Here is a 26,375-nt window from a genome sequence, read left to right on the forward strand (position 1 = left end):
GGCGCCGTTCGTGTACGGCCAGGAAGCCGAACAGCTCAGGCAGGCGGCGCCGTCGAGCCCCTGACCACCAGCTCCGGGTCCACGAGCTTCGTTTGAACCGGCAGGTCCGGATCCTTCATGCGCTCCAGCAGCGCCTTGGCGGCCCCGGCACCCACCGTGCCGTTGCGGCCATCGACCGTGGTCAGGCGCAGCAAATTCGCCGACGCCAGGGGCGAATTGTCGTAGCCGATCAGGGACAGATCCTCCGGGACGCGCCGGCCCCGGTCCCGCGCTGCCGCGGCGACCCCCATCGCCATCACATCGTTGGCGGCAAAAACCGCGGTCAGTGCCGGGTTCTGGTCGAGAAGCCGCAGTCCGCCTTCGTAGCCGTCCGGCTCCATCGTCTGCCCAAAGCCCTGCACCGTGGGCGCACGCAGACCGCGTTCGCCCATCGCCGCGGCAAACCCTTCGGCCCGCAGCCGGGCGGCGCCGCCCCCGCCGGTGACGTGGCCGATCTCCGTGTGTCCCAGTCCGATCAGGTGCTCGGCAGCCAGGCGGCCGCCGGCCTTGTCGTCGTTGGCAACGATGTCCGCTCCGGGAACTGCGACGTCACGGTTGCCCGCCACCACTGCAGGAACATCGACGGCGGCAAACATCTCTTCGGTGGGCTCGGTGGCAATCACGATCCCGTCCACCCGCAGTGACATCAGGCCGTCCACCGGAGTCCGGTCCAGATGGGCGTTGAAGGACGGGTCGGCCACCGCCACCCGGAAACCGAGCGGTGCAAGCTCATCATGCAATCCGCCCAGCAAGCCGACAAACCAGGGATTCCGGTAGTCGTCCAGAACGACGCCGATGGTGCGGGACCTGTTGCCGGCCAGGGTGGCCGCCGCGCGGCTCGGGCGGTAGTTCAATCGCTCGATGGCCTCCTCGACCGCGGCGCGGCGGGCGGGGGACACGCCAGGCGCCCCGCGCAGGACCAACGAGACCAGGGACTTCGACACCCCGGCCGCGGAGGCAACGTCATAAATGTTCGGGCGCCTGCCCGTCTCCTGGGTCACCCTGCAATTGTGCCCCACCAGCGGTTCGAGTTGGCATATTGACAGGACAAAGTAGCGGCCCTATCGTCTTTATGGAGCGCTCCATTTCACATCCATGTTTCCCGCGGCTGAGACCCGCAGAGCCCGTTTCAAAGGAGAAAACCAATGCCCAAAGATATCGGCGTCGCCGTCATCGGGGCGGGCATGGCCGGCAAGGCTCACGCCGCCGCTTACCGCACCGCCTCCGCCCTCTACAACCCGGTTCTGCCGCCGGTCCGGCTGGTCTCAATCGGGGACGTGAACCCGGAGTTCGGTTCCCTCGCTGCCAGGCGCTTCGGATACGAGCGCAACGACACCTCCTGGCAGGCCATCGCCGAGGCCGATGACATTGACGTGGTCAGCGTGGTCATCGCCAACTCCCTGCACCGGGAAGTGGTGGAGGGCCTCCTCGCCGCCGGCAAGCACGTGCTGTGCGAAAAGCCGCTGAGCGACACCCTCGAGGACGCCCGGGCCATGGCTGACGCCGCCCGCAGCGCCTCCTCGATTGCGCGCATCGGGTTCACGTTCCGCCGCACCCCCGGCATCGCCTACATCCGCGACCTCATCCACAACGGAACCCTCGGCAGGGTGCTGCACTTCAGCGGCCGCTACTGGACGGACTACGGCTTCAGCCCCGAGGCCCCCATGAGCTGGCGCTACAAGGGCGGCCCGGGCTCCGGCGCCCTGGCCGACGTCGGAAGCCACCTCACCTACGTGTCAGAGTTCCTCTGCGGCGACATCAAGTCCGTCAGCGGCGGCCGCCTCAGCACCGCAATCGACAAGAGGCCCCTCCCCCTGGGAGCCGTCATCGGACACGACCATGCCGCCGTCAGCGACACCTATGAGGCTGTCGAAAACGACGACTACGCCGCCTTTTCCGCCGAATTCGAAAACGGCACGGGCAGCCTCGAGGTCTCCCGCGTTGCCGCCGGGCACGCCAACAGCCTCAACTTCGAGGTCTTCTGTGAAAACGGCGCGGCGAAGTTCGACCAGCGCCGCCCCGGCGAGATCCAGCTGTTCCTCAACGACGGCTCCGGCCACGAGAACGGCTACCGACAGGTCAGCCTCGGCCCCGGCCACCCCTACATCGCCGGCGGCCTTGCCATGGATGCCCCCGAGGTCGGCTTCGGCCAGAACGACGCCTTCGCTTACCAGTCCCGCGCGTTCCTTGAAGAGGTCGCCGGATTCAGCGAGGCCGAATCCCTGCCCCGCTGCGCCACCTTCGACGACGGCGTCCGCAACATGGAACTGCTCGCAGCCGTCACCGAATCAGCCCTGAACAACGGAAAGAAGATCACGCTATGAAGCTCGGCGTCTACAACGCGATCCTGCACGACCGCCCGCTGCCCGAGGCGCTGAAGGTCGTCGCGGACCTCGGCCTGACCGGCATCGAAATCAACTCCGGCGGGTTCCTTCCCGCCGTGCACATCCCCACGTTCGACGACATCCTCGAAAGCGACGCCGCCCGCGACGACTACCTGGCCATCTTCGAGGGAACCGGCGTCTCCATCGCCGGGCTGAACTGCAACGGCAACCCGCTGCACCCCAACCCCGTCATCGGCGACAAGCACGCCGAGGACATCCGCCGCTCCATCCGGCTGGCGCACCGCCTCGGACAAAACCGTGTGGTCACCATGTCCGGCCTGCCCGGCGGGGAACCCGGCGCCACCGTGCCGAACTGGATCGTCAACGCCTGGAACTCGGCAGCGCTGGACGTCCTGGACTACCAGTGGGGCGTCGCCGCGAAGTTCTGGAAGGAAACAGACCGGCTCGCCGCCGACCACGGCGTCAAGGTCGCCCTGGAACTGCACCCGCAAAACCTCGTCTTCAACCCCGCGGACGTGTACAGGCTCGTCGAACTGACGGGGGCCACGCACCTCGGCGTCGAACTCGACGCTTCCCACCTGTTCTGGCAGCAGATGGACCCGGTCGCCGTCGTCCGCGAACTCGGCCCCCTGGTCTTTCACGCCGCCGCCAAGGACGTGCGCGTGAACAAGGAGACTGCCGCGATCTACGGCGTCCTGGACAACCGCTTCCGCCGGCTTTCCCCCGAGGAGAACCGCACCAACCTCGGCGGCGACGAGTGGGCCAACGAATGGCCCAAGCCCGCAGCGTGGGACTTCGTCGCCCTGGGCAAAGGCCATGACACCGCTTACTGGACCGAGTTCCTGCGCGCCCTCCACGAGGTGGACCCGGACATGCTCGTCAACATCGAACACGAGGACGTCGAGTTGGACCGCATCGAGGGCCTCGAAGTCGCCGCCGCAGTCCTCAAGGACGCCGACGCCGCCCTGACCGCTTCACTCGTCAGCCCCTAACCCTAACATCGTCACCGCGTCACGGCCGGTGGTGCACGAACAGCGGACCGTGGCGGTGGCGGGGGCAGACCTCTCCATGGAGTCCATCGAGCGCACGTTCCTGCTGAATCTGGGGCGGCGGGACGAACACGTCGCACTGATCACGGAAACAGGCAAGATCGTCGCCTCCAACAGTGCCCGCTTCGCCCCCGGTACGCGCTTCGAAGGTCCCCGAAGCGGGCCCGGTACGGTCACCGTGCCGGTGGCGGACCTCGCCACTTCCCCGTGCCACCTCGTCGCGGGCGAGTGAACGCTCAGCGCTGGTAAACGCCGGTCAGCGTGGCCGTGCCCAGCAGGTGCCGGGCAAGCTCGGGACCCAGGGCAGCCGGCTTCATCCCTGGCCCCCCAGGCAGCTCCTCGACATCCAGTGCGTAGACCGTGACGATGTAGCGGTGCCGGCCGTGCCCGGGAGGCGGGGCCGCCCCCAGGTAGCCGTGGAAGCCGCCGTCGTTCTTCAGCTGCACCCCACCGCTTGGGAGCTGCGGGCCGGCCTCGGCCCCGGCGCCCTCCGCGAGCGAGGTGACGTCGGAAGGGACGTTGATGACCGCCCAGTGCCAGAACCCGCCGGCGCCCGGCGCATCGGGATCGAACATGGTCACGGCATAGCTCCTGGTTCCGTCCGGCGCGCCGCTCCAGCTCAGCTGCGGGGAGTCGTCGGCCCCGCCCGCATGCATCCGGCCGCTGCGCTGAGGCGGCGGAAGGGTCTCGCCGTCCTGAAATGACCGGCTGGTGAGCCCGAACGTAGGGACGTCCGGCAGGTTTGAAAAAGGACCCGGCGTTGTCATGGCTGCTCCTCAGGTGGTGGGAACTTCTGCTTCCTCTGCTGCTGCTTCGACGTGGTTAAGCTCTGCCCGGGTGGGAGGATTGGCTCCCGCACGGGACACGGTCACGGCCGCGGCACGGGAGGCATGGGCCAGCAGCGCGGTGAGTCCCTCGGCCGGGAGTGCCCGCAGGTCCGCACGGTTCTGGGCGCCGTCCAGGCCGCGGTCCACCACGCCGGAAAGCAGCGCCGCCATGAAGGAGTCACCGGCGCCCACGGTGTCCGCCACCTCCACCCGGGGCGCGACAAACTCGGCCTCCCCTGCCGCAGTGATCCCCCACGGCCCTGCGGCGCCGCGGGTCACCACCACCACGGCCGGCCCCTCCGCGCCGCCCAGCGTCAGCCAGCGGCGCGCTGACGCCAGCGGGTCCACCCCGGGGTAGAGCCAGGCGAGGTCCTCGTCGGAGGCCTTGACAATGTCGGAGAGGGTCACGAACTTTTCCGCCTGCCGGCGGGCATAATCGGGATCCGAAATGATGCTGGGCCGGCAGTTCGGGTCAAAACTGATGGTCGACGCCGGGTGGGCGTGTTCGACGGCGGCCAGCACCTCCGCTGCGCCGGGCGCCAGCATGGTGGCAATGGAGCCGGTGTGAAGCAGCGTGGTTCCCTGCAGCATGAACGGCAGCCGTTCTCCCAGGCCGGGGAGCTCCCAGGCGAGGTCGAACGTGTAGGTGGCGGCGCCGTCGTTGTCCACCAGTGCGGTGGCCACGCTGGTGGGAAGCCCGTCCGGCGGCAGCGGAAGCATGACGGAACTGGCCCTGAGGTGGGCGGCCACGGAATCACCGTAGGCGTCCCTGCCATACCGTCCGATGAACTGCACCGGGTGCCCCAGGCGGGCGAGCCCGACTGCAACGTTGAGCGGGCTGCCGCCCACATGGGCTTCGATTCCGGAGCTGCGCTGGACCACGTCAACGAGGCCCTCGCCGATAACAGTGAGCATGGTCATACTCTGCCAGAGAACGCCGCCGGGCGCGCGGGTCCAGCGCCCCGGATTAGGCCTTCTTCCCCGGCAATGCCAGCTTGAACACCTTCGCCCAGGAGGATCCCACCTGCTTCAGCAGCGGCCCCGTGGTGTACGGCAGGCCATAGCGGCGGCAGATTTCCTGCACCTTCGGAGCCACCTCCCCGTACCGGTTGGACGGCAGGTCCGGGAAGAGGTGGTGCTCGATCTGGTGGGACAGGTTCCCGGTCATGATGTGCATGAACTTGGAACCGGAGATGTTGGCCGAGCCGATCATCTGCCGGACGTACCAGTCGCCGCGGGTCTCGCCCTCAACCATTTCCTCGGTGAAGGTGTCCGTCCCTTCGGGAAAGTGTCCGCAGAAGATGACGGCGTGGGCCCACACGTTGCGCACGGCGTTGGCCGTGAGCGTGCCGAGGAGTGCCTGCTTGCCCGAGTCGGTGAGCATGGCCACGGCGGGCGTGGCGGCGTAGTCCTTGGTGAACTGCTTGAGGGCTTTGACGCCGAGCGCCTTGAGGTCCCGGACCATGGCCTCCTTGCTCTTCTTGCCCTCGCGGTATTCGACGAGTTCGAGGTCGTACACGGCGATGCCCCACTCGAAAATCGGGGCCAGGATGGCGTTGTAGAGGGGGTTTCCCAGGGCGCGGGGCGTCCAGGGCTGGTCCTCGTCCATGCGCAGCAGGTTGTATCCGACGTCGTTGTCCTTGCCCACCACATTGGTCCAGCGGTGGTGCAGGTCGTTGTGGGTGTGCTGCCAGGAACGAGCCGGGGTCACAAAGTCCCACTCCCAGGTGGTGGAGTGGATGTCCGGGTCGCGCATCCAGTCCCACTGGCCGTGGAGGATGTTGTGGCCGATCTCCATGTTTTCCAGGATCTTTGCGAGGCTGAGCAGGCCGGTGCCCAGGACCCAGGCCTTCTTGTCCCGGCTTCCCAGCAGCGCTGCCCGGCCCGTGATCTCCAGCCCGCGCTGGATCTTGATCATCCCGCGGATGTACGCGGCGTCGGAGGAGCCGCGCCTGGCGAGGATGTCATCCCGAATGGCGTCCAGCTCGCGGCCAAGCTCTGCCACCTGTTCATCGGAAAGGTGCGCTGCGGCGGGCGGGCGCACAGTGGGCCGGCCGGAGGCTGCCAGTGCCCCCGGGCGCGGTTTCGCGGCGGCCCTCCCGGTAGTCGTGGTGCTCGCGGCTGTGCGATCGGATATTGCAGTCATGCTGGTGATGCTCCTCAGATGTCGAGGTTAACGGGCCCGGCGGCTGCCGAAACGCACGTCTGGATTAGTTGGCCCGGTTCACCGTGGACTTCACCGGTGCGCAGGTCCCGGACCTGCCCTGCACGCAGGGGCAGCAGGCAGCTGTGGCAGATGCCCATGCGGCAGCCGCTGGGCATGAGGACCCCGGCGTCCTCGCCGACGTCGAGAAGGGGGGTATCGCCGTCGGCCTCCACCTCACGGTCGGATGCCTCAAAGGTGACCAGGCCGCCGTCGTGCCCAACACCACCCAGCAGGCTGGTGTTGAAGCGTTCGATGATGAGGTTGACGGGGTCCGCCGCGAAGGGGCCCGTGGCCCCGTCCTTGCCGGACGTACCGGCGGCCCGGGGGTGTGTGGCCGCTTCCGCGGCCCAGAGGGCCTCGGCGTCGTCGAGGAACCCTTCCGGACCGCAGGCGTAGGCGGCCCGGCGGCGCCAGTCCGGGCACAGGGTATCCAGCGCGGCGGCTGAGCCGAAATCCACGCGGCCGCGCTCCCCCGTGTACCAGTGCGTGACGCGGAAGTTGGGAAACTGGTCCGCGAGCTCGGAGAGCTCTTCGCGGAAAATGCTGTCCTCCGGCCGGCGCGCCGAGTGGATGAGCACCACGTCGGCATCGGGGCGGTGCGGCACGAGGGTGCGGACCATCGACATCACCGGGGAGATGCCGCTGCCGGCGGTGAGCATCAGCAGCGGACGCGGATGTTCGGGGAGGACAAAGTCGCCCTGCGGCGGGGCCAGGAACAGGACGTCGCCGGGCCGGGTGTTCCGGACCAGCACACCGGAGACGGCGCCCATGGCGCTCACGGTGATGGCGGGGTCCTCGCCGGCCGGGGCACTGAGGGAGTAGGAACGCCAGTGCCGGACGCCGTCGAGCTCCACGCCGATCCGTGCCCACTGTCCGGCTTTGTGGGCCTTCCAGCCGCGGCCCGGCCGGAAATGGATGGTGGCTGAGTCAGGCGTTTCGGGGACAACTTTGGTGACCACGCCGCGCAGCTGCCGCGCCGAAAACACCGGGTCGAAGAGCGCGAGAATGTCCTCCGGCGCGAGGGGAGTGGTCAGGACAGACGCGGCGCGCGCCAGCTTTCTCAGCCGGATCAAGCTGTCCACCGCAAAATGGGTTCACCCACGTGTATCTCCTAGTGAAACCCGGGATCGTAACAAGCAAAAGTACCTCAGCCCCCACCTACAAGCGTCCTCCATGCCGGCGCGGGGAGCAACAAGCGTCCATTTCGGCGCCTTCGTTCGCTGGTCCCTACCCATCGCCGGGGTCCTGCCCATCGGCCGGATAGGGGGCGGCGCGCAGCTGGCGGGACAGGTGCGCCGCGTTGCGGGCCATGCTGGTGATCGAGTGGGCCACGTTCTCCGGAACCTCGGAAAGGTCCTTGAAGTCAACGGTCTGCATCGCCTCGCCCACCCAGTAGGTGGAACCCTGGGCGGGCAGCGAGAAGCCGACGTCGTTGAGCGCCTGCTGCATGTCCGCGACCACCTTGTGGGCGCCGTCCTCATTGCCCACCACCGCCACAAGCCCCACCCTGCCGTACATGATGGGCCGGCCCTGATCGTCGGTTTCCTGAAGGTCCGCATCCAGCCGTTCCACCACCCGCTGGGCGATGCTGCAGGGGTGCCCCATCCAGATGGGCGTGGCCAGCAGCAGGATGTCCGCGGCCAGGATCCTCTTCCGCAGGGCCGGCCACTCGTCACCGCCGCCCATGTCCACGTCCACGCCCGGCTTGATGTCCAGATCCACCACCCGGACGGATGACGTCTCGACCCCATTCCTGGCCAGCTCCTCCAGCACGTGGTTGGCCATGAGCTCGCTGCTGGAGGGTTCCGGCGAGGGCGTAAGGGTGCAGATCAGGGCGATGGCAGTGAGATCAGACAAGGCAAGGTCCCTCCGTTGTGGCGTCTGCGGCAATCGCGGTTGATGATAAGCATACTTACCGCCGAAGTGGATAGACCCACTAAGCCCCAATCAACAACGAACGGATGCCCGCGGAGTTCCCGCGCTGCTGTGTGGCCGGCCGTTGCCCGCCCACACAGCAGCGCCTAAAGCTGCAGCAGCTCCTGCACCAGTTCCCGGCACTTACGGTACGACGGCGCCTTGGGGTCGATCAGCGCGAAGTGGTCACCGGGGACCCTGACCACCTGGACCGGGGCGCCGGCTGCCCGGGCTGCGGTGGCGTAAGCCTCGGACTGGCTTACCGGCACGGTGTCGTCCTCCAGGCCGTGGACCGCGTAGACCGGGATGCTGAGGGGCACGGCGCTCATCGGGTCGGCGTACTTGTGGCGCTTGGGGTATCGCTCGGCGGAGCCGCCCAGGAAGTTGCTGACCGCGCCGTTGCTGAGGTCCAGCCACTCCGCCTGCGCGAGGTTGAGAAGCCCCGACTGGCTGACCACGCCCGTCAGGTGGACGGCCTGGCCGTTAAGGTTCCTGTTGACCTGCCGGTCAGCGTCGGCCGCGCCGAGTTCCGCAAGCCGGTCCCGCCCGGCTGCCCATACAGCAAGATGGCCGCCGGCCGAGTGCCCCAGCGCCACCACACGGTTCAGGTCAAGGTCATGTTCGCCCGCCACTTCGCGGAGCTTGTCGATCCCGGCGAGGACATCCTCAAAGGTCCGCGGCCAGCCGCCGCCGTTGCCCGCCCGCCGGTATTCCAGGTTCCAGGCCACGATGCCGTGCGCCGCGAGGTCCTTCGCCAGCGGCTCGCCCAGCTCGGCGCCGTACTGCGAGCGCCAGTAGCCGCCATGGATCACCACAACAATGCCGCGCGGGGAAGGCGCCTTGCCGTTGCGCGCGGCAGGTGTTTCCGGCAGGAAGAGCTCGCCCCACTGGCTGGGGTGGTCACCGTAGGTGTACTTCTGCCGCTTCACTGCATCCTCCTTGGATCCTTCGAACGGGGCGCCGGGCCCCTCCGTGCCGCCGCCCGCGCGCCCGGGATCCGGGAGTGCAGGCACGGCGGCGCACAACAGCCATATTCCGAGCCTACCGTGAGGTAGCTCTCATGGGGCAGAAGGGGCTGAAGTGGCGGGGTGTCCGGGGCGCTGCCGTCGCACCGCCTTGATAGTTTGGAGGCATGGCAAGCAACTGGGATCGCCTGGACGTCACGCAGCGCGACTCCGTGCAGGAAAACGTGGAACTTTACGAGCGCGTCCGGCCGGCCCTGAAGCTTGTCACCCGGGAAGTCCTGCAGGTGCTGCGGACCATGCTCAAGGACACCGAGGTCAATCCGCTGTTCGTCACCGGCCGGACCAAGTCGGTGGACTCCTTCCGCGAGAAGATCGCCCGGACCGAAGAGCCGCTGGAACCCGGCGGCCCGCGCGTCCTGAAGTTCCCGGACCCGTTCCGGACGCTTAACGACATGGTGGGTGTCCGGGTCATCACCAAGCTTCCGGCGGAAAACGCGATGGTGGCCAACCTCATCAAGCGCCAGCGGCACCTCTTCGACTGCCGCGGGGACCGGGAAAAGGACATCGGCTCCATCGAGTCCGGAACGTACGGCTACTCCAGCCGGCACCTGATCCTGCGCACCATCCAGAACGACGTCGTCAAGAACTACCAGCAGGTCTTCAACCCCGAAGTACCGCCCAACGGCAGCTACTTCTTTGAATGCCAGATCCGCACCGTCTTCGCGCACGCCTGGAGTGAGATTGAGCACGACATCCGGTTCAAGGCCGAGGACCCGCGGGCCTGGACGCCGCATTTCGACCGGCAGTTCACCGCCACCGCCGCCATGCTGGAAACCGTGGAGAGCGCCTTCGCTGACCTGCACGAACGCTACGAGGAGGTCCGCAGCTACTGGGACCTGGACGGCGAGGGCGCAGCCCAGCTCACCCCCAACCGCATCCGCGACGTCTGGCGCACCCTGCTTCCGCACGTAGACCGTAAAGTAGATGATGACTGGGGATGGGCGGCCGAACTCCTGGCGGCCCACGGACTCAAGCAGACCGTGCAGCTCGCCGGCCTGCTCAGCGCCAACCGGATCACCGAGGTCCGCAAGGCCCTGGACCACCGCTACTCCCCTGGCCCGGACCGCCTCCTGGATGACCTCCTGCTGTGGCAGTACGGCACCAAACACATCGACCTCACCGCTGAGGCGCCCGACGCCGTCCCCCACCCGCGGCGCGACAGCCTCCTGCGGCGGCTGAAGCAGATCGAGCGCTACCGCCAGACCAAGAAATAGAGTTCTATGAAGCCCGAACAGCTCCAGTCCGTCCGGGCCACGCTCCGTTCCCCGCGGCGCCTCAAGACCGAGGCCCTCGCCGGACTGGTGGTGGCCCTTGCCCTTATTCCGGAAGCCATCGCGTTCTCCGTCATCGCCGGGGTGGACCCCCGGATCGGGCTGTTCGCCTCCTTCACCATGGCGGTCACCATCTCGTTCGTCGGCGGCCGGCCCGCCATGATCTCGGCCGCAACAGGCGCCGTCGCCCTGGTGATCGCGCCTCTGATGCGCAGCCACGGACTGGACCACCTGATCGCCGCGGTGATCCTCGCCGGGGTGTTCCAGATCCTGCTGGCCGTCCTGGGCGTCACCCGGCTCATGCGCTTCATCCCGCGCTCGGTGATGGTCGGGTTCGTGAACGCACTGGCCATCCTCGTATTCATGGCCCAGCTGCCGGAGCTGATCGGGGTTCCCTGGCCCGTGTATCCGCTGGTCGGCGCGGGACTGCTGATCGTCGTCGGCTTCCGCAGGATCACGACGGCGGTGCCGTCACCATTGGTGGCCATCGTCCTCCTGACAGTCCTCGCCGTGGCGGCCGGGATCGACGTCCCCGCCGTCCAGGACAAGGGCCAGCTGCCGGAAAGCCTGCCCACACTGTTCATCCCCAACGTGCCGCTGACCTGGGAAACCTTCCAGACCATCGCCCCGTTCTCGCTGTCCATGGCGCTCGTGGGGCTGCTGGAATCCCTCATGACGTCCAAGCTCGTGGACGACATCACCGATACCCGCTCCAACAAGACCCGCGAATCCTGGGGCCAGGGCGTGGCCAATATCGTCACCGGGTTCCTGGGCGGCATGGGCGGCTGCGCCGTGATCGGGCAGACGATGATCAACGTCAAGGGCTCCGGTGCCCGCAGCAGGGTGTCGACGTTCCTCGCCGGCGTCTTCCTGCTGGTGCTGGTGGTGACACTCGGTGACATCGTCGGACTCATCCCCATGGCAGCCCTCGTTGCGGTGATGATCTTCGTCTCGGCCATCACCTTCGACTGGCACTCGGTTGCACCCGCAACACTGAAGCGGATGCCCAAGTCGGAGACCGCCGTCATGCTCATCACCGTGGGCACCGTGGTGGTCACGCACAACCTGGCGATCGGCGTCGGTGTTGGCGTTCTGGCAGCGATGGCAATGTTCGCCCGCCGGGTTGCGCATTTCGCCACCGTGGAGCGGACGGAAGTGGAGCTCAACGGCCGGACAGTCGCCACCTACACCGTGGACGGTGAGCTGTTCTTCGCCTCCTCGAACGACCTCTACACCCAGTTCGACTACGCCCGCGACGCCGAGCCGGACATCGGCGGCGTGGTGATCGACCTGCATGCCTCGCACCTGTGGGACGCCTCCACCATCGCCGTCCTGGACGCGGTCACGGAGAAATACCGCAGGCACGGCCGCGAGGTGGAACTGATTGGCCTTAACTCAGCCAGCATCCAAATGCGGGAACGGCTCGCCGGAAAACTGAATGCCGGAGCGTGAGGTTAATCACGTTACTTGACCGCTCAACCCTTACCTGACGCGGGTCAGCTCCAAATGAATGACACGCTGCCGTTACCTTAATGTGACATTACGGAAAGCCTCCCGTACGGTGGAAAACGTGCCTTCTTCACCGAAGGGGCACTCCCGCGCTGATTGCCTAACTCTGCCGCAGCCCGAGGAGTCAACCGAACACCCATGTCCGGCAGAGACGGGGAAACCACTTTTTGGCCCGCACTCAGCAGGCCTTGGGGTGAAGCCGCGCAGTTCCTGACCATGCTCAGGACCGCGGCCGGGTGCCTCCCATCCGAATCCGACAGCTCACCTCGCAGGCATCGGGAGAGGCTTCTTCATGTCGTTCCGCTTTATTTCTGGCCGCCGTGCTGCGGCCGCCCGCTCCAATCCGTTCACCCGCATCGCCTCCGCAAACGCCGGCATCAGCCGCCAGGCAGCCGTGATCCTCGCCGCTTCCGGCCTGGCTTTCACGGGCACCGTGGCCGCCAATGCCGGCGGCGCCGCCCCGGCCCAGCCGGCTCCGGCCGCCGCCCCGCAGGCCGCCCGCCAGGTCCAGGCTCCCCTGAACGCTGCGTCCGGCGTTCAGATCGAGTTTGATCGCACCGCGGTCAAGTCGGCACCGGCACCGGTGGCCGCACCCGCCGCCGCCAAGCCCGCGGCGAAGCCCGCCGCCGTAACGCCCGTGGTGAAGAAGGTGACGCCCGTCGTTGCCGCCGCTCCCAAGGCCGCAGCCGCACCGGCCGCCGCACCGAAGGTGACCGTCAAGGCCGCTGCTGCGGCGCCGAAGGCTCCGGCGGCGGCACCCGCGAAGGCCCCGGTCAAGGCGGCGGCAGGCGTCAACGCCGCCATGCTGGCCTCGGCCTACGCCCAGATCGGCATCACGCAGGACTGCACCGCCATGGTGGAGAAGGCCCTCGGCGCCGCCGGAATCCGGGTGGGCGACCTCGCCCCGATGCAGTTCCTGAACCACGGCAAGGTTGTTTCCACTCCCCAGCCCGGCGACATGGTGGTCCAGTCCGGCCACGTGGCCATTTACGCCGGCAACGGCAAGGTCATCAGCGGCGGCATGAACGGCATCAACGCCACCATGGCCCACCCGCTGTCCTGGCTCACGGCCACCGGCCCCGTCACGTTCGTGCGCGCGGCCTGATACGGGCTGACAGCCAAAACTGAATCCCGCCGTGTTCCGCTGCCTTGGGGGCGGCGGAACACGGCTATCCCCCAAGGTGCTCCCACCTTTCTCCAAGGATGCCGGAACACACTGGCTATGCCTGATGAAAGACCGCAGTCTCCGGCTGCGAGTCAGGATCGCCGGGTCCGGATTGTCCCCCATGCATTCCGGATCCGGTGCCTGCCTGTGCAGAACGCTGCTGCGCCGCTCGACCACGCACGGCACAGCTCACCCATGCATGGCTCAGCCCCGCACGGTGCGGTTCCGCCCCTGCGACTTGGCCTCGTAGAGGGCCACGTCGGCGGCCGCGATCACCTCGTCAAGGTCGGCGGTTTCGGCGTTGTAGACGGAAATGCCGTAGCTGACGGTCGGCATCCGCAGCAGCTCCGGGATGTGCTGGCCCGCCATCCTCCTGCTGATCTCACCGGCTATGATCTCCGCGCTCTTGGGGCCGGCGCCGGGCAGCAAAAGGATGAACTCCTCGCCGCCGTAACGCCCGGCAAGGTCCGTGGACCGGACCGAAGCGCTGCATGCCCCGGCAAACGCCCGCAGCGCCAGATCGCCTGCCGCGTGGCCGAAGGTATCGTTGACCGCCTTGAAGTGGTCCAGATCAGCCAGGATCAGCGAACCCCCGCTGTTGGCGGCCTTGCTGCGGGCCAGCTCCTCGGCGGCTGCTTCCAGGAAGGCGCCGCGGTTAAGGAGGCCGGTCAGCCCGTCCAGCGTTGCGACAGTCCGCAGCGCCCTCGTCTGCTGCTCAGTGCTCAGCCCCGCCATGCTGAAGGAAACCACCACCAGCAGCACCATGGTGACCATGGTGGTCACCGCGGATCCGAAGAACGTAACAAAGACGGCACCGTCCTGCCCGTTGATCAGGAAAACCAGCAGCCGGCAGAAGTAGAAGGCCGCCACGCCGCCTGCCGCGATGGCCATGGGGATCCTGACCCGCGAATAGCCCGGCTCCAGCCGCCACAGTTCATGCGAGGCCAGGCCGATGAGCACTGCCATGGACCCCAGGAACACTTCTCCCCCTGCCCAGGCGTTCGTGGCGGGGTTGTCGACGGCGGCGGCCACGCCGGCCAGGACCGGCAGCGCCACCGACAGCCACGGGCTGGGTTTGAGGTTGCGAAGGGAGCGCGCGCCGGCCCAAACGCAGCCCGCACCGGATATCAGCAGGACATTGCCCAGGGGGTTTGCCCAGACCTGTTGCGGGGTGCCGTTCATCAGGAAGAACGCCGCACCGAGAAGGAACAGGAGAAGGGCCGCGCACCACCAGGCGCTGTAGGGTGAGCGCGTGCTGCGATAGGTGGAAAAGTAGAAAAGCAGGGCCAGAATGAAGGCCATCGCTGCAAAGGCGATCCGAAGTGTCGCCGTGTCCAGGATCATTCGGCCCCCTAGAATCCCCGTCCGATGCACTCCAGTATCGCACCCCGGGGCCAGCCTCCGCAGTGCTCCCGGCAGTTTCCAGAGACGAAACAATTTGTCTGACATCAGTCACGAATTCGGGCGTTTCGGCCCGGCAGTGCCAGCATTATTGAATGCTTGAGGCAACAAAAAATTCCGCACCGACTCCCCCTGCCACAGCGGCCGACGCCGCACCCCTGAACCCCGCCCTTGCCGCAGAGGCCAGGATTGCGCGCGTCGCGGTCACTGTCTTCCCCCTGCTGGTGCTGGCGGCAGGAGTTGCCGGGTTCCTGCTCCCCGGTGCCTTCAAGCCCCTCGGCCCGGCGGTCCCGTACCTGCTGGGAATCATCATGTTCTGCATGGGCCTGACGCTGACGCCCCCGGACTTCGCAGCTGTTGCCCGCCGGCCCTGGGCCGTGGTGCTCGGCATCGTGGCCCACTACGTGATCATGCCCGGTGCGGGCTGGGCGATCGCCACCCTGCTCCACCTGGAGCCCGCCCTGGCGGTGGGGCTGATTCTGGTGGGCTGTGCACCCTCCGGCACCGCCTCCAACGTGATGGCGTTCCTGGCCAAGGGCGATGTTGCCCTTTCCGTGGCTGTCGCCAGTGTGTCCACCCTGATCGCCCCGGTGGTCACGCCCATTCTTGTGCTGTTCCTGGCGGGATCGTTCCTGACCATCGACGCCGGCGGCATGGTGCTGGACATCGTCAAGACCGTCCTGCTTCCCGTGATCGCCGGCCTCCTGGCCCGCCTGTTCCTCAAGAAGCTCGTGGCCAAGGCGCTGCCGGCGCTTCCCTGGGCCTCCGCCGTCGTTATTTCCCTGATCGTGGCGGTGGTGGTGGCGGGAAGCGCCAGCAAGATCCTGGCCGCCGGCGGCATCGTGTTCCTTGCCGTGGTCCTGCACAACGGCTTTGGCCTGGGCCTCGGCTACCTGGCCGGCAAGCTGGGCCGCCTGGACGCCAAGGCGCGCAGGGCACTCGCGTTCGAGGTCGGCATGCAGAACTCCGGCCTCGCGGCAACGCTGGCCACCGCTCACTTCACGCCGCTGGCGGCCCTGCCGTCCGCCGTATTCTCCCTCTGGCACAACATCTCAGGCGCCATCGTGGCGGCCTGGCTGGCCCGCAAACCCCTGCCCGAGCAGCAGGAAAGCTAGACGGCAGCACGAAGGCTAGACGCCGGCCGGTACCGGCGGAACAGCTGCGGCTCCCGTCCCGGAGGCGGCCGCGGCGAAAGCGTTCCCGGGCCGCGGCAGCCCGTAGTGCTCACGCAGCGTGTACCCGGTGTACTGCCGGCGGAACAGCCCGCGGGAGCGCAGGATCGGGATGACGTGGTCCACGAAGGCATCCAGCCCGGAAGGCAACACGGGCGGCATGATGTTGAACCCGTCGGCCGCGCCTTTTTCGAACCACTCCTGGATGGCGTCCGCCACCTGCTCCGGCGTTCCGGAGAAGGTGCGGTGCCCGCGGCCGCCGCCCAGCCTGCCGATGAGCTGCCGGACGGTGAGCCGTTCACGCCGGGCGAGTTCCACGATCAGCGTGTATCGGCTCTTGGCGCCCTCGATCGCGTCCTCGGAGGGGAGGTCCTCGGGCAGCTGCGCATCCAGCGGGAGCGATTCCGGGGAAACCCGCAGGACACAGGCCAGCTGCTTCCGCGCGTGCTCCGGATGGATGAGCTCATCGAGCTGCTTCTCGAGCTGCCTCGCTTCGCGCTCGGTGGAGCCGATGACCGGAACGATGCCGGGAAGGATCTTGATGTGGTCCGGGTTCCGCCCCGCGGCGGCCGTCTTCCGCTTGAGGTCGGCGTAGAAGCGCTGGGCCTCGGCCAGGGTCTGTTGCGCCGTGAACACCGCCTCGGCGTAGCGGGCGGCGAAGTCCTTGCCGTCCTCGGACGAGCCCGCCTGCACAATGACCGGATGGCCCTGCGGTGAACGCGGCACGTCCAGCGGACCCTGGATCCGGAAGTAGCGGCCCGTGTGGCCGACGGTGTGGACGCGGGAGCTGTCCGCCCAGACCCCGGCCGCCTTGTCCCCCAGCGCGGCGTTGTCTTCCCAGCTGTCCCAGAGCTTCCGGGCGGCGTCGAGGAACTCCGCGGCGCGCTCATAGCGGCGCCAGTGCGCCGGCTGGTCCTCCAGCGAGAAGTTCCGCGCGGCCGCCTCGCCGGCCGTGGTCACCACGTTCCAGCCGGCCCGGCCGCCGCTGATGTGGTCCAGGGAGGCGAACCGGCGGGCCAGGTTGTAGGGGTCGTTGTAGGTGGTGGACGCGGTGCCGATCAGCCCGATCCGCCTGGTGACGGCCGCGATGGCGCTGAGCAGGACCGTTGGCTCAAGCGTTCCGTAGGGGCGCTGGCGCACGTCCCCGTGCAGTACCGGGGAGTCGGCGAAGAAGATCGAATCGAACGTGCCGCGTTCGGCGGTGCGGGCGAGCTGCTGGAAATGCGACACCTGGGTGCCGGCGAAGCTGTCGCTTTCGGGCAGCCGCCAGGACGCCTCATGGTGTCCGGTGCTCATCAGGAAGGCATTCAGGTGGAGTTGGCGTTCAGGCATGGTCAGGTTCCTTGGGTAGGTAGGGCGGTCAGGCGGTCCGGGAGCCGACGGCGGTCCGCCAGCGGGAGAAGTGGCGTTCGACGGCGACCAGCAGGTAGTTGACCAGCAGGCCGAGCAGGGAAACGGTCAGGATGCCGGCGTACATGTCCGGGATGAGGAAGCTCATCTGGGAATTGACGATCAGGTAGCCCAGGCCGGCCTTGGCACCCACCATTTCGGCGGCAATCAGCACGAGGATTGATGAGGTACCGGCCATCCGGATGCCCGTGAAGATGGTGGGCACGGCCGAGGGAAGGATCACCTTTTGGAACAGCTGGAAGTTGGACAGCCCCAGTGAGCGGGCGGCCCGGATCAGCAGTGGGTCCACGGTCCGGACGCCCGCGATGGTGTTCAGCAGCACGGGGAAGAAGGCCGCGTAGGCGACAATGCTGATCTTGGAGGTTTCCCCGATGCCCAGCAGCAGCGTGAACACCGGGAGCAGTGCCAGCGCCGCCGTGTTCCGGAAGACCTCCAGCAGCGGGTTGAGGAAGCGGTTAAGGGCCCCGTACCAGGCCACGAGCAGCCCAAGGGCCACCGCGGTGACGACCGCGATGCCGAAGCCGCTGACTGAACGGCTCAGGCTGGCGGCGAGGTGGTTTTGCAGCTGTCCGTTGGCAATGAGGGTGCCGAGCGCCTCGAGCACCGTGTGCAGGGGCGGAAGGAACACCCTCGTCGACGCCGGCGCGAGGTAGGTCGGTCCCAGTTCCCACAGCAGCAGGAACAGGATGATCGCCCCGGCACTCCACACGGCTTTGCCGCCCTGCAGGGCGTAGAGGCGCAGCCTGGCCCCGGCAGTTTTGCCGGGCGCGGGATGGAGAGCCGGTGTGGCCGCCGCCCTTTCCTCGGCGGCAGCTGCCGCGGGACCGGTGCGTGTTTCCGTTTCCTTGGTCAGTGTTGGCGTGCTCATCAGGCTGCCTTTCCGGTGGTGATGGTCCTGGTTTCGTCCGGCGCCGTGCCGTCGGGCTGGATCTTGGCGTGCCCGGCTTCCTGGGCGCGGCGCACCTCGTCATGCAGCAGGGACCAGACGCTGTGGCGGTGTTCCACGAACGCCGGGTTGGAGCGGACGTCCTCGTCTCCGGAGCGGTCCCCCAGGTCGATGTCCACGATTTCCTTCAGCCGTCCCGGCCGGGAGCTGAGCACCGCCACACGCTGGCCGAGGTACACGGCCTCGTCGATGCCGTGGGTGATGAAGATGATGGTCTTGCCGGTGGCGGCCCAGATGCGCAGCAGCTCGGTCTGCAGCTGCTCGCGGGTCTGGGCATCGAGGGCAGCGAAGGGCTCATCCATCAGCAGGATGTCCGGCTCGTAGGCCAGGCTGCGGGCAATGGCCACGCGCTGCTTCATGCCGCCGGACAGCTCGTGCGGGTACCTGTCCTCGAAGCCGCCGAGCCCCACAAGTTCAAGGTATTCGCGGGCCTTCCCGGCCCGCTCCTTGCGGGTGTAGCGCTTCCCGTCACTGCCCGCGCCTTCCAGGCCGAAGGAGACGTTGGCCGCGGCAGTCCGCCAGGGAAACAGCGCATACTGCTGAAAGACCACGGCGCGGTCCCGGCCGGGACCGGCGACTTCCCGTCCGTCCACCAGCACCTGCCCGGTGTCCGGCCTGGTCAGTCCTGCCAGAAGGTCCAGGAGGGTGGTCTTGCCGGAGCCGCTGGGGCCCACCAGGGTGATGAACTCGCCGGCGGAGACGTCGAGGGAGATGCCGTCCAGGGCGGTAAGCACTGACCCTTCCGGGTTGTCCTTGCTGGGCCGCACCGTGAACTTCTTGGTGATGTTTTGAAGGCTGATTTTCGGTATCGGCCCGGTTCCGGAGGTCATGGTGTGCTTCCCTTCAGCAGGTCGTTCAAGGCGTTTGGTGTCCACCATGAGAGCAGAGATGGAACACCGCCTGAAGGGCGCGGTCACGAGGGGAAACGGGGCGTAACCTGCCGGGCGCGGCCGCGGATGGGGACGGCGGGACGCGCAGGTACTTCAAAGTAAACACGGCGTAATGCCCGCGTCGTCCGGCGACACCCGATGACGCATGGCGACAGAATCCGGGACCCCGTAGCCCCGGATGTTGCGGCTGGCTACGGACGATGACAGACGGTGGCCTCAGGCCGCCGGCCTGGAAGGGGACAGCGGGGAACGCCGATTGTTACGCCAGGCGTTACCGCAGCGGTGAACCCTAGAAGGTGGGAATCTGCTCCACGAACACCCCGGCCGCCGAAAGCACCTCGTTCAAAAGCTGGAGCGCACCGCCGCCCAAAAGGGCGTGTCCGCTGAGGCGCTTCCAAGAGGACGAGGCTTCCGCGGCCTGGGCGGCGTATCCTGCCATCCGGTCCATGAGCAGCGCGACGGCCTGCTCGGCATGCACCGATTCCGAGATGACAACCTGCGCGATCCCGCGCCTGGCCAGTTCGGCGACAGCATGGTCCTCTTCCCCGGAGGAGGACGGGACGCTCACGATGACGCCGTCGGCGCCGCCGGCCAGCATGAACTGCCGCCAGGACTGGCCGAGCAGGATCACCGGCTGGTAGCCGTGCCGCGGAAGTATCGCGGCGGCTGCCATGGCCAGCGCCCGGTCCGGGGGCCACTCCAGGTCCTCAATCGCGATGGCCACCAGGTCAGTCCTGCCGCGGCGCATTCCCCGTGCCGCGTGGTTGGGCACGTAGCCCAGGTCGTCAACGGCGGCCAGGACACGTTCCTGTGTGGACGGGCTAATCCGGGTGGTGCCTCCGCTTCTGCCGGACAGCACGTAGGACACCGTCGTCAACGAGACTCCGGCCCGTTCGGCGACGTCCCGGATGGTGGGGCTGGACATGCTCCGCACTGTTTCTCCTGTCGTTAGTCCGTGCAGCTTCTGGTGAGGACGTTCCGTGTCACTCCGTGTGCGGGTGTATCGCCTGGCCGTCAAGCTGTTCCGCGTCCCACGGCGGTTCGGCGGCCATGTCCACGCCGGTTCCGGCCGCGGATCTGGGGCCGACGGCCACGTCCGCGGCCGGAATGTGGGATTGCCGGCTGATGCCCTCGCGGACACTTTCCACGGTTTCGTCGCCGAGCAGCGGGCCTGTGTAGCTGATGGTCAACTGCCCGTCGCGGGCCACGGTTCTGTAGTTCCCGAGCGCATCGGAGACGATGCCCTCCCTGTCCACGCGGGCCGACACTGCTGCCGGGTCGGCTGTGGCGACGCTAAAGCGCAGATCGTGCACCAGGACCGGCAGGACGTAGAAGTTCTTCACGCCCAGTTTGCCGGTGTCCTCCCCGGTGACTGCCCGGACGATAGTACGCCCGTCGTCGGGGGTCGCAGTTGACGGCAGGGCCACGATCACTTCGGGGACCATCTGCTGCAGCACGGCGGGTTCCAGCACATCAGGCGAAATGGCGGACAGGGCTGTGCCCCGGGCCGCGGCGGCCGCGTCCAGACGTTGCCGGATGCCGGCGATGTCCGCGTCCAGTGAGGTGTGGACGGCGATCACCACCCTGCGCCGGACCATGAGGCCGTCGTAGCTGACCGTGGGCCGGCCGTTGCCCAGGTCCTGCCCTTCCTCCGCCTGGGCGAGGACCCGGTCCGCGGTACCCGCCGCGTTGGCGGCACTGTTGGCGGCACTGCTGGCAGGCGGGCTGGGAGCCGGATTTGCCACGGGGCTTGCCTGGCCGCCGCCGGTGCAGCCGGCCAGGGAGCAGGCCAGCAGCACGGCGGGCGCGATCAGGAGCGTCCGTCCCATCTCAGGTCCCCGCCGGGTAGGCCGTCTTGTACTTTGACGCGTAGTACCCTTCGGGCCGGGTTTCCAGCACGGGCCTGACGGCGTTGATGGGGTCGTTGTTCCGCAGGTCGCCGACCGAGAACTGGACCATCATGTCGTGGTCTTCGTGGACGAGGTTGTGGCAGTGCACCATGTACCGGCCGCCGACGTGCTTGCCGGTGTCGAACTGCATAAGAACGGTGACCGATTCGTTTTCGCCAGCGTAGAAGACATCCTTGGGCCCGCCTTCCCAGGCGAACGGTTTGCCGCCGTTGGTGTTGCGTCCGATGATCTTGCCGTCGATCAGGTGGATGTGGACCGGATGGAACCAGCCCCCGGACTCGTTGACGATGGTCCACTGCTCCACCTGGTTGCGCTGCGGGTTGGCGAAACAGCGGGTGAAATTGGATTTTTCCACGTCGTCCCAGGTTTCACCGTTGATGGTCCATTCCCCGCCCTCCCGCTGGACCCGGAGGATTCTCTTGGCCACGGCCATGTCCGCGGTCAATGCCATGGTGTCCAGCCCGCCCAAGGCCCTGGTGGGATGCGGACCGGGGTCAAGCGTGGTGGGGATGGAGGAGATCGTGCGGGACCCGGGCTGCGCCGGGGAATCAGCCACCACCTGGAACTTCATGACCTTGCCCGTGTTGGCGAAGTTCACGTTGTTCTTGTTGCTCAGGTTGCGCAGTTCCACGGACTGGCCCGGCTTGTACTTCCGGAAGTCGATCAGTACCTCGTAGCGTTCGGCCGTTCCCTGGCGCCAGGAGGACACGGCCTGCACCTTCGGCGTCATCCCGGCGTCGGTGCCCACCACGTAAAACGGGTCGCCGTTGGACAGGGCAAAGCGGTAGGAGCGGGTGATCGAGCCAACCAGGAACCGGAACCGGTAAATCCGTGGCTTGACCTTCATGGTGGGCCACGGGACGCCGTTGACCATGATGATGTCGCCCCAGAGCCCTGCGTGGCCGTTGTCGTTGTAGCCGAGGGACCCGTCAGCGTTCAGCATGACGTCCGAGACCAGGACGGGCACGTCGAACTCGCCCTGGGGCAGCTGCGCACGCTCACGCTCGTTGGTAATGCAGTACATCGAGGCCAGCCCCGAGTACACGCCCTGCGCCGTCAGCATGTGGTTGTGGTCGTGGTACCAGAGGGTCCGCGCGGCCTGCCAGTTTGGATAGTGGTAGTTTTTCACCTTTCCCGGTGCTGTGCGGTCGTTGGCGTACCCGTCGTACTGGGGCAGCGATGCCGAGCCGTGCAGGTGGGTGACGGTGTTGAAGGTGTTCGGGTACAGCAGGCCCGTGGCGGGCAGGCGGTTGCTGATCCTCAGCTCGGAGCGGGTGCCCTGCTGTATGCGGATGGTAGGGCCCGGAAAAATGCCGTTGTACCCCGCCAGGGTGGTGCTGAGCCCCGGTGCGATCTGGGCCTTGCCGAGCTTTTGGTTCAGTGCATATTTGGCGAACGGAGTGCCGTCGCGGTCCCGGCCCGTGGAGTAGGGCAGCAGCTGCGGCGGCCGCCGGAAAGCCCGGGTGTAAGGAACCGGCGTATTCTGCGGCGCGAGCGTGCTCGGGGTGGTGATCGGCGCTTCAATGTCGTCCGCGCCCTGCCTGCCGGGGACAATGCCCGGCACACCGGCCAGCGCCGGGCCCCCGGTGCCTGCGGTGACGGCGACGGCGCCGCCTAACAGGCTTAGTTTCAGCACGTCCCTGCGTGTTGCTCCCATGACGTCCTCCCAGCTTTATGGTGGCCACAGCGACGGCGTTGGCGCTGGGCGAATATCGAGACACAAGTCATGGTGCGCCGCGCGTCTTCAGAAAACCTTGGGAAGGGGCACCCGCGGACGCCCGTCCCACCTGAATGGGTGGGACGGGCGCCATCTGGAGTCAGGTGTGCCGCAGGCCCGGCAGCAGCAGGGGGGTGCCCCGCCGGGCCTGCGGCCTGGCCGGCTGTTGGCTGGGTGTCCGCCGACCAGATGGCTTCACTGTGCCAAGGCGCCCTTGTGGAAACCACGGGCCACCCGGTGGCTCCACCCTCAAAGCGGTTCCCGCAACCACCCTGGAAGGTGGGACCCCCCAAGTGGGGCCGCCGCGGATGCCGCCCGGCCTCTGGGCTCCCGGGTATTCACAACGCACCGGCGGCAGACTTCAGCATGAAGCAAAGGAGCGTGGTCTCATGCAGGAGGAAGGACTTCGGCACCAGATTATGGGCGTGATCAGTCACGTCCTCAATGACGAGGGCACCGACACCCACGTCCGGATGGCGCTGCTGCGGCATCTGGGCGAGAACCCCGGGAGCCCGGAACGCGCGCTGCTGGCGCACCTGCGCGACTGCGCAGGGCTAAGCGCCAGTCCGGCTCATGCCCGGCCAAGTCCGGCGGGCCCGCCCTGAGCCTGTTTCAGATGTCGTCTGCGCCTGACCCGGCCGTGCGGTTGGTTCTCCTGTTGACCAGCCAGGTGACCAGCCACAGCACCACACCAATCCCCATCAGCCCGCCGGCGATCTGGTACTGGATGGCGTCCCTTCCCACCCACGGACCGGCCAGGAAGGCGCACAGCAGGGCCGCGACAAGCGGCAGTTGCCCGGGCGAGGTGAAGAACACCTCCCGGTCCGGGTCACGCTTGCGGCGGAGCACAACACAGGCCACATTCACCACGGTAAACACGCACAGCAGCAGGAACGCCGTCGTGCCGGACAGGTTCGCAACGATGTTGCTATCCGGATCGCTGGTGACGTACCAGATCAGCCCGAGCGCCAGGACAGTGGAGAACGCAATGCCGGCCCACGGTGTGCGCCGGCCCGGCAGCACCTTGCCCAGCGGCCGCGGCAGCACGTCCTGGCGCGCCATGCCGTAGATCAGGCGGCTGGCCATCAGCATGTTGATCAGCGCCGTGTTGGCCACCGCGAAGACCGCCAGGAACGGGAAGACCCTGTCGATCGGGAAGTCCGGCGAGCCCTTATGCACCACCTCAAGGAGCGCGGCGCCTTCGGCCTCCCGGATTCCGGTGAGTTCGGCGGGTGTAAGAACGCTGACCACAGACACGGCGACCAGCATGTAGAGGAGCATCGCGATGCCGAGGCCGGTCAGCATGGTCCGCGGGAAGATCCGCTCGGGGTTGTGGGTCTCCTCGACCATGTTCACCGAGTCTTCAAAGCCCACCATCGCGAAGAAGGCGATGGAAGTGGCTGCCGTAACTGCGAGGAAAAGGCCCTTGTCCTGGCCGTCGGTGAAAACCGTAATCTGCCCGACGTTTCCGCCGCCCTGCGCCATCACGTAGAAGCCGACCCCGATCACGATGCACAGGGCGGTCATCTCCACCAGGGTAAGCACCACGTTGAACTTCACGCTCTCCCCCACGCCGCGCAGGTTGATCAGCGCCAGCAGCAGCATGAAGCCGAGGGCCACCGCTGTGACCACCCCCTGGGCGGGCGCCTCCATCCAGCCGTTGATCTCCAGGCCGCCGAAGAAATTCTGGGCGAGCACATTCGCGGACGTCGAGGCGCTGGTGATGCCGGAGCAGACGACGGCGAACGCCACCAGGAACGTGACGAAGTGGATGCCGTAGGCCTTGTGTGTGTAAAGCGCTGCGCCTGCCGCCTGCGGGTACTGCGTGACCAGTTCCAGGTACGAGAAGGCGGTCAGTGTGGCCACGATGAAGGCCAGCAGGAACGGCAGCCACACAATTCCGCCCACCGTTCCGGCCATGGTCCCGGTGACCGCGTACACGCCGGCGCCGAGGATATCGCCGACGATGAAGAGGAGCAGTAGCTTTGGTCCGAGGACCCGTTTCAGCTCCGGCGCGTCGCCCGCCGGGGTTGAGTCGGACACTTCACGGGATGTCGCGCTCATGGTTGGCCTCCACAGCAGTACCGGTTACCTGGAACCGCGGCCGGGTTTCCGGCCTCGGCGTGACCTGTCTTCAGGGTGACCTCGGCGCGGTCCTTTGGCAATACTGCGGGCTACCGCTTGCCCTTTTTCCGCGAGCCGCGGCCCCTCCCCTTGTCCGGGTTGGGGGCGTAGCGCTGGGCGATCTTCGGCTTCTGCGCGCCCGCGCCGGCGCCGCCCCGGTGGTCCGGCTTGGGCGTCTTTTTCGGTTTCTCCTGGCGGGCGGAGGGCTGCCGCGAGCTCTGCGCCGTGCGGCCGCGGACAATGCCGATGAACTCCTCAATCACGTCATCCGTAGCGTCGCTGGGCCAGGCCAGTGCGATCTGTGTTCCCGCTGCCCCTGTGAGGCGGCGGGCCACGGTGTTCCTGACATTGAAATGCCGCGCCACGGACATCGGAAGGATCAGCAGGCCCGCGCCGGACGCCACCACCTGCAGGGCCATTTCCTGCCCGCCCAGTTCATCGGCGTCGAGGAACGTTTCCTCGGCGAGGTCCTCCAGCGCCACCTCTTCGAACACGCTGATTTCGTGCCCCTTGGGCGCCACCACCACAGGCTGTTCCTCATACAGCGGGATGACGTTGAGGCCTTCGCGCTCCACCGGGAGCCGGACAAAGCTGAGGTCCGCGGAACCGTTACGCAGCACCGACAGCTGGGTGCCGTCGTCGGACATGAAAGAACGCAGGGGAACGTGCGGCATCCGCTCCTCCCAGCGCCGGATCCACTTTCCCGGCGTCACTCCCGCGACGTAGGCGAAGCGGAGCTCGCGCGGCGGGGAGTCCGGCGCGGCCGGTTCCAGAGTGGGTTCATCTTCAGCGGACACACCTTCACAGTACTGCGGATACCCTTAATGCATGACCTCTGCGAACTCCCAGTCCATGAAGCCGGCCACCGCTGCCAAGAAGCTTGGCATCTACCTGCCTGCGACGCCCCAGGAGTTCCAGGATTCAGCCATCACCCGCGAGGAGTTCGCCGAGCTGCAGTCCAACCCGCCGGAGTGGCTGGCCGAGCTGCGCCGCAACGGCCCGCACCCCCGCCCGGTGGTGGCCCAGAAGCTCAACATCTCCATCAGCGGACTTGCCCGCGCCGGTGTTGAAGAGGCGCTGACGACGGCGGACATCACCGCGCTGCTGCAGACTCCCCCCGCGTGGCTGGTTGCCGAGCGGGCCACCCATGCCGCTGTCCGCGCCGAGGCCCAGCGGGTCAAGGAGGAGGCTGCCCGGAAGGCAGCAAAGAAAGCGCGCCAGGGCTGAGGCCGCCGGCGGGCCCCGGCTTCCGGCGCCCCCTTGGAAAATGCCGGAATTCCGCTCCCCCGCGCGGGGGGAGGGGGGGTTCGCAATCCCGCGGGGGGTGCTGGTCCTCCCTCCGGCCGAATGCCTGAAACTCCCGCGCTCACGTGGGCAAACCGCTGTTGGCCCCCTCACGGGCCCCTCCGGGTGGGGGGACTAAAAGGTGTGGCTAAACCGGGGCCGGAAGTGATT

25 protein-coding genes and 1 riboswitch are annotated in these 26,375 nt (G+C 67.5%); of the genes, 9 read left to right on the top strand and 16 right to left on the bottom strand.

The annotated features are described in order from the left end of the window. Window positions 1-35: 35 nt before the first annotated feature. Entirely contained in the window at window positions 36-1,040 is a 1,005-nt protein-coding gene (locus tag ACFUTU_RS00730) for a LacI family DNA-binding transcriptional regulator (protein ID WP_377959853.1), read from the bottom strand. 144 nt (window positions 1,041-1,184) lie between these two features. Between ACFUTU_RS00730 and ACFUTU_RS00735 the strand changes: the two genes are divergently transcribed. From ACFUTU_RS00735 to ACFUTU_RS00745, 3 genes are read left to right on the top strand one after another with little or no spacing between them, the layout of a single operon-like run. Further along, the gene (locus ACFUTU_RS00735) at window positions 1,185-2,363 is read left to right on the top strand and encodes a Gfo/Idh/MocA family protein (RefSeq protein ID WP_377959854.1); all 1,179 of its coding nucleotides are present in this window, start codon (window positions 1,185-1,187) and stop codon (window positions 2,361-2,363) included. Next, the gene (locus tag ACFUTU_RS00740) at window positions 2,360-3,376 is read left to right on the top strand and encodes a sugar phosphate isomerase/epimerase family protein (protein WP_377959855.1); all 1,017 of its coding nucleotides are present in this window, start codon (window positions 2,360-2,362) and stop codon (window positions 3,374-3,376) included. The genes ACFUTU_RS00735 and ACFUTU_RS00740 overlap by 4 nt, the downstream gene beginning before the upstream one ends. Window positions 3,377-3,407: 31 nt before the next feature. Beyond that, window positions 3,408-3,665: a hypothetical protein gene (locus ACFUTU_RS00745; RefSeq protein ID WP_377959856.1), complete on the top strand. Its 258-nt coding sequence runs from the start codon at window positions 3,408-3,410 to the stop codon at window positions 3,663-3,665. 4 nt (window positions 3,666-3,669) lie between these two features. On the opposite strand, the gene ACFUTU_RS00750 is transcribed toward ACFUTU_RS00745, so the two are convergent. The 6 genes from ACFUTU_RS00750 to ACFUTU_RS00775 all read right to left on the bottom strand — a co-directional run bounded on the left by ACFUTU_RS00750 (window position 3,670) and on the right by ACFUTU_RS00775 (window position 9,309). Continuing rightward, a complete protein-coding gene (locus ACFUTU_RS00750; protein WP_377959857.1) occupies window positions 3,670-4,200 on the bottom strand; it encodes a YbhB/YbcL family Raf kinase inhibitor-like protein in 531 nt (176 codons plus the stop codon). A 9-nt stretch (window positions 4,201-4,209) separates the two neighbouring features. After that, window positions 4,210-5,175 (bottom strand): carbohydrate kinase, encoded by a 966-nt coding sequence (locus ACFUTU_RS00755; protein WP_377959858.1) that lies wholly within the window; start codon window positions 5,173-5,175, stop codon window positions 4,210-4,212. Between the two features lie 52 nt (window positions 5,176-5,227). Further along, window positions 5,228-6,406 carry a fatty acid desaturase family protein gene (locus ACFUTU_RS00760; protein ID WP_377959859.1) on the bottom strand — a complete coding sequence of 393 codons (1,179 nt, stop codon included), beginning with the start codon at window positions 6,404-6,406 and terminating at the stop codon, window positions 5,228-5,230. A gap of 14 nt (window positions 6,407-6,420) precedes the next feature. Further along, window positions 6,421-7,539: a ferredoxin reductase gene (locus tag ACFUTU_RS00765; protein ID WP_377959860.1), complete on the bottom strand. Its 1,119-nt coding sequence runs from the start codon at window positions 7,537-7,539 to the stop codon at window positions 6,421-6,423. 154 nt (window positions 7,540-7,693) lie between these two features. After that, on the bottom strand, window positions 7,694-8,323 hold the full coding sequence (locus ACFUTU_RS00770; RefSeq protein WP_377959861.1) for a flavodoxin family protein: 630 nt from the start codon (window positions 8,321-8,323) through the stop codon (window positions 7,694-7,696). A gap of 164 nt (window positions 8,324-8,487) precedes the next feature. Beyond that, entirely contained in the window at window positions 8,488-9,309 is an 822-nt protein-coding gene (locus ACFUTU_RS00775; RefSeq protein ID WP_377959862.1) for an alpha/beta hydrolase, read from the bottom strand. A gap of 203 nt (window positions 9,310-9,512) precedes the next feature. On the opposite strand from ACFUTU_RS00775, the gene ACFUTU_RS00780 reads away from it, so the two are divergent. The 3 genes from ACFUTU_RS00780 to ACFUTU_RS00790 all read left to right on the top strand — a co-directional run bounded on the left by ACFUTU_RS00780 (window position 9,513) and on the right by ACFUTU_RS00790 (window position 13,290). Next, window positions 9,513-10,619, top strand: a complete 1,107-nt coding sequence (locus ACFUTU_RS00780) for a GTP pyrophosphokinase family protein (RefSeq protein WP_377959863.1) — start codon at window positions 9,513-9,515, stop codon at window positions 10,617-10,619. Window positions 10,620-10,625: 6 nt separating this feature from the next. Further along, a complete protein-coding gene (locus ACFUTU_RS00785; protein WP_377959864.1) occupies window positions 10,626-12,128 on the top strand; it encodes a SulP family inorganic anion transporter in 1,503 nt (500 codons plus the stop codon). A gap of 180 nt (window positions 12,129-12,308) precedes the next feature. After that, a riboswitch (cyclic di-AMP (ydaO/yuaA leader) is annotated at window positions 12,309-12,474 on the top strand. Window positions 12,475-12,477: 3 nt separating this feature from the next. Next, complete coding sequence (locus ACFUTU_RS00790; protein WP_377959865.1) at window positions 12,478-13,290, top strand: NlpC/P60 family protein; 813 nt, start codon at window positions 12,478-12,480, stop codon at window positions 13,288-13,290. 264 nt (window positions 13,291-13,554) lie between these two features. Here the strand turns inward: ACFUTU_RS00790 and ACFUTU_RS00795 are convergent, their stop codons facing one another. After that, entirely contained in the window at window positions 13,555-14,694 is a 1,140-nt protein-coding gene (locus ACFUTU_RS00795) for a GGDEF domain-containing protein (protein WP_377959866.1), read from the bottom strand. A 152-nt stretch (window positions 14,695-14,846) separates the two neighbouring features. Between ACFUTU_RS00795 and ACFUTU_RS00800 the strand changes: the two genes are divergently transcribed. Further along, window positions 14,847-15,866, top strand: a complete 1,020-nt coding sequence (locus tag ACFUTU_RS00800) for a bile acid:sodium symporter family protein (RefSeq protein ID WP_377959867.1) — start codon at window positions 14,847-14,849, stop codon at window positions 15,864-15,866. 15 nt (window positions 15,867-15,881) lie between these two features. Here the strand turns inward: ACFUTU_RS00800 and ACFUTU_RS00805 are convergent, their stop codons facing one another. From ACFUTU_RS00805 to ACFUTU_RS00830, 6 genes are all read right to left on the bottom strand, one after another. Then, complete coding sequence (locus ACFUTU_RS00805) at window positions 15,882-17,255, bottom strand: LLM class flavin-dependent oxidoreductase (protein WP_377959868.1); 1,374 nt, start codon at window positions 17,253-17,255, stop codon at window positions 15,882-15,884. Window positions 17,256-17,283: 28 nt separating this feature from the next. Beyond that, complete coding sequence (locus tag ACFUTU_RS00810) at window positions 17,284-18,201, bottom strand: ABC transporter permease (protein WP_377959869.1); 918 nt, start codon at window positions 18,199-18,201, stop codon at window positions 17,284-17,286. Beyond that, window positions 18,201-19,109 carry an ABC transporter ATP-binding protein gene (locus ACFUTU_RS00815; protein ID WP_377959870.1) on the bottom strand — a complete coding sequence of 303 codons (909 nt, stop codon included), beginning with the start codon at window positions 19,107-19,109 and terminating at the stop codon, window positions 18,201-18,203. Before ACFUTU_RS00815 ends, ACFUTU_RS00810 begins: the two co-directional genes overlap by 1 nt. 349 nt (window positions 19,110-19,458) lie before the next feature. Then, the gene (locus ACFUTU_RS00820) at window positions 19,459-20,094 is read right to left on the bottom strand and encodes a LacI family DNA-binding transcriptional regulator (RefSeq protein ID WP_377959924.1); all 636 of its coding nucleotides are present in this window, start codon (window positions 20,092-20,094) and stop codon (window positions 19,459-19,461) included. A gap of 58 nt (window positions 20,095-20,152) precedes the next feature. Beyond that, window positions 20,153-20,998 (bottom strand): hypothetical protein, encoded by an 846-nt coding sequence (locus ACFUTU_RS00825; protein WP_377959871.1) that lies wholly within the window; start codon window positions 20,996-20,998, stop codon window positions 20,153-20,155. A gap of 1 nt (window position 20,999) precedes the next feature. Then, window positions 21,000-22,736: a multicopper oxidase family protein gene (locus tag ACFUTU_RS00830; protein WP_377959872.1), complete on the bottom strand. Its 1,737-nt coding sequence runs from the start codon at window positions 22,734-22,736 to the stop codon at window positions 21,000-21,002. A 449-nt stretch (window positions 22,737-23,185) separates the two neighbouring features. Here ACFUTU_RS00830 and ACFUTU_RS00835 point away from each other — a divergent pair, with 449 nt between their 5' ends. Further along, the gene (locus ACFUTU_RS00835; RefSeq protein ID WP_377959873.1) at window positions 23,186-23,401 is read left to right on the top strand and encodes a hypothetical protein; all 216 of its coding nucleotides are present in this window, start codon (window positions 23,186-23,188) and stop codon (window positions 23,399-23,401) included. A 7-nt stretch (window positions 23,402-23,408) separates the two neighbouring features. On the opposite strand, the gene ACFUTU_RS00840 is transcribed toward ACFUTU_RS00835, so the two are convergent. Both ACFUTU_RS00840 and ACFUTU_RS00845 read right to left on the bottom strand, forming a co-directional pair. Next, on the bottom strand, window positions 23,409-24,860 hold the full coding sequence (locus ACFUTU_RS00840; RefSeq protein ID WP_377959874.1) for an APC family permease: 1,452 nt from the start codon (window positions 24,858-24,860) through the stop codon (window positions 23,409-23,411). A gap of 110 nt (window positions 24,861-24,970) precedes the next feature. Then, window positions 24,971-25,717 (bottom strand): substrate-binding domain-containing protein, encoded by a 747-nt coding sequence (locus ACFUTU_RS00845; protein ID WP_377959875.1) that lies wholly within the window; start codon window positions 25,715-25,717, stop codon window positions 24,971-24,973. 31 nt (window positions 25,718-25,748) lie between these two features. Here ACFUTU_RS00845 and ACFUTU_RS00850 point away from each other — a divergent pair, with 31 nt between their 5' ends. Further along, on the top strand, window positions 25,749-26,147 hold the full coding sequence (locus ACFUTU_RS00850) for a DUF5997 family protein (RefSeq protein ID WP_377959876.1): 399 nt from the start codon (window positions 25,749-25,751) through the stop codon (window positions 26,145-26,147). The last annotated feature ends 228 nt before the right edge of the window (window positions 26,148-26,375 follow it).

The organism is Arthrobacter sp. NPDC057388 (genome assembly GCF_042668165.1).
Classification (GTDB): domain Bacteria; phylum Actinomycetota; class Actinomycetes; order Actinomycetales; family Micrococcaceae; genus Arthrobacter.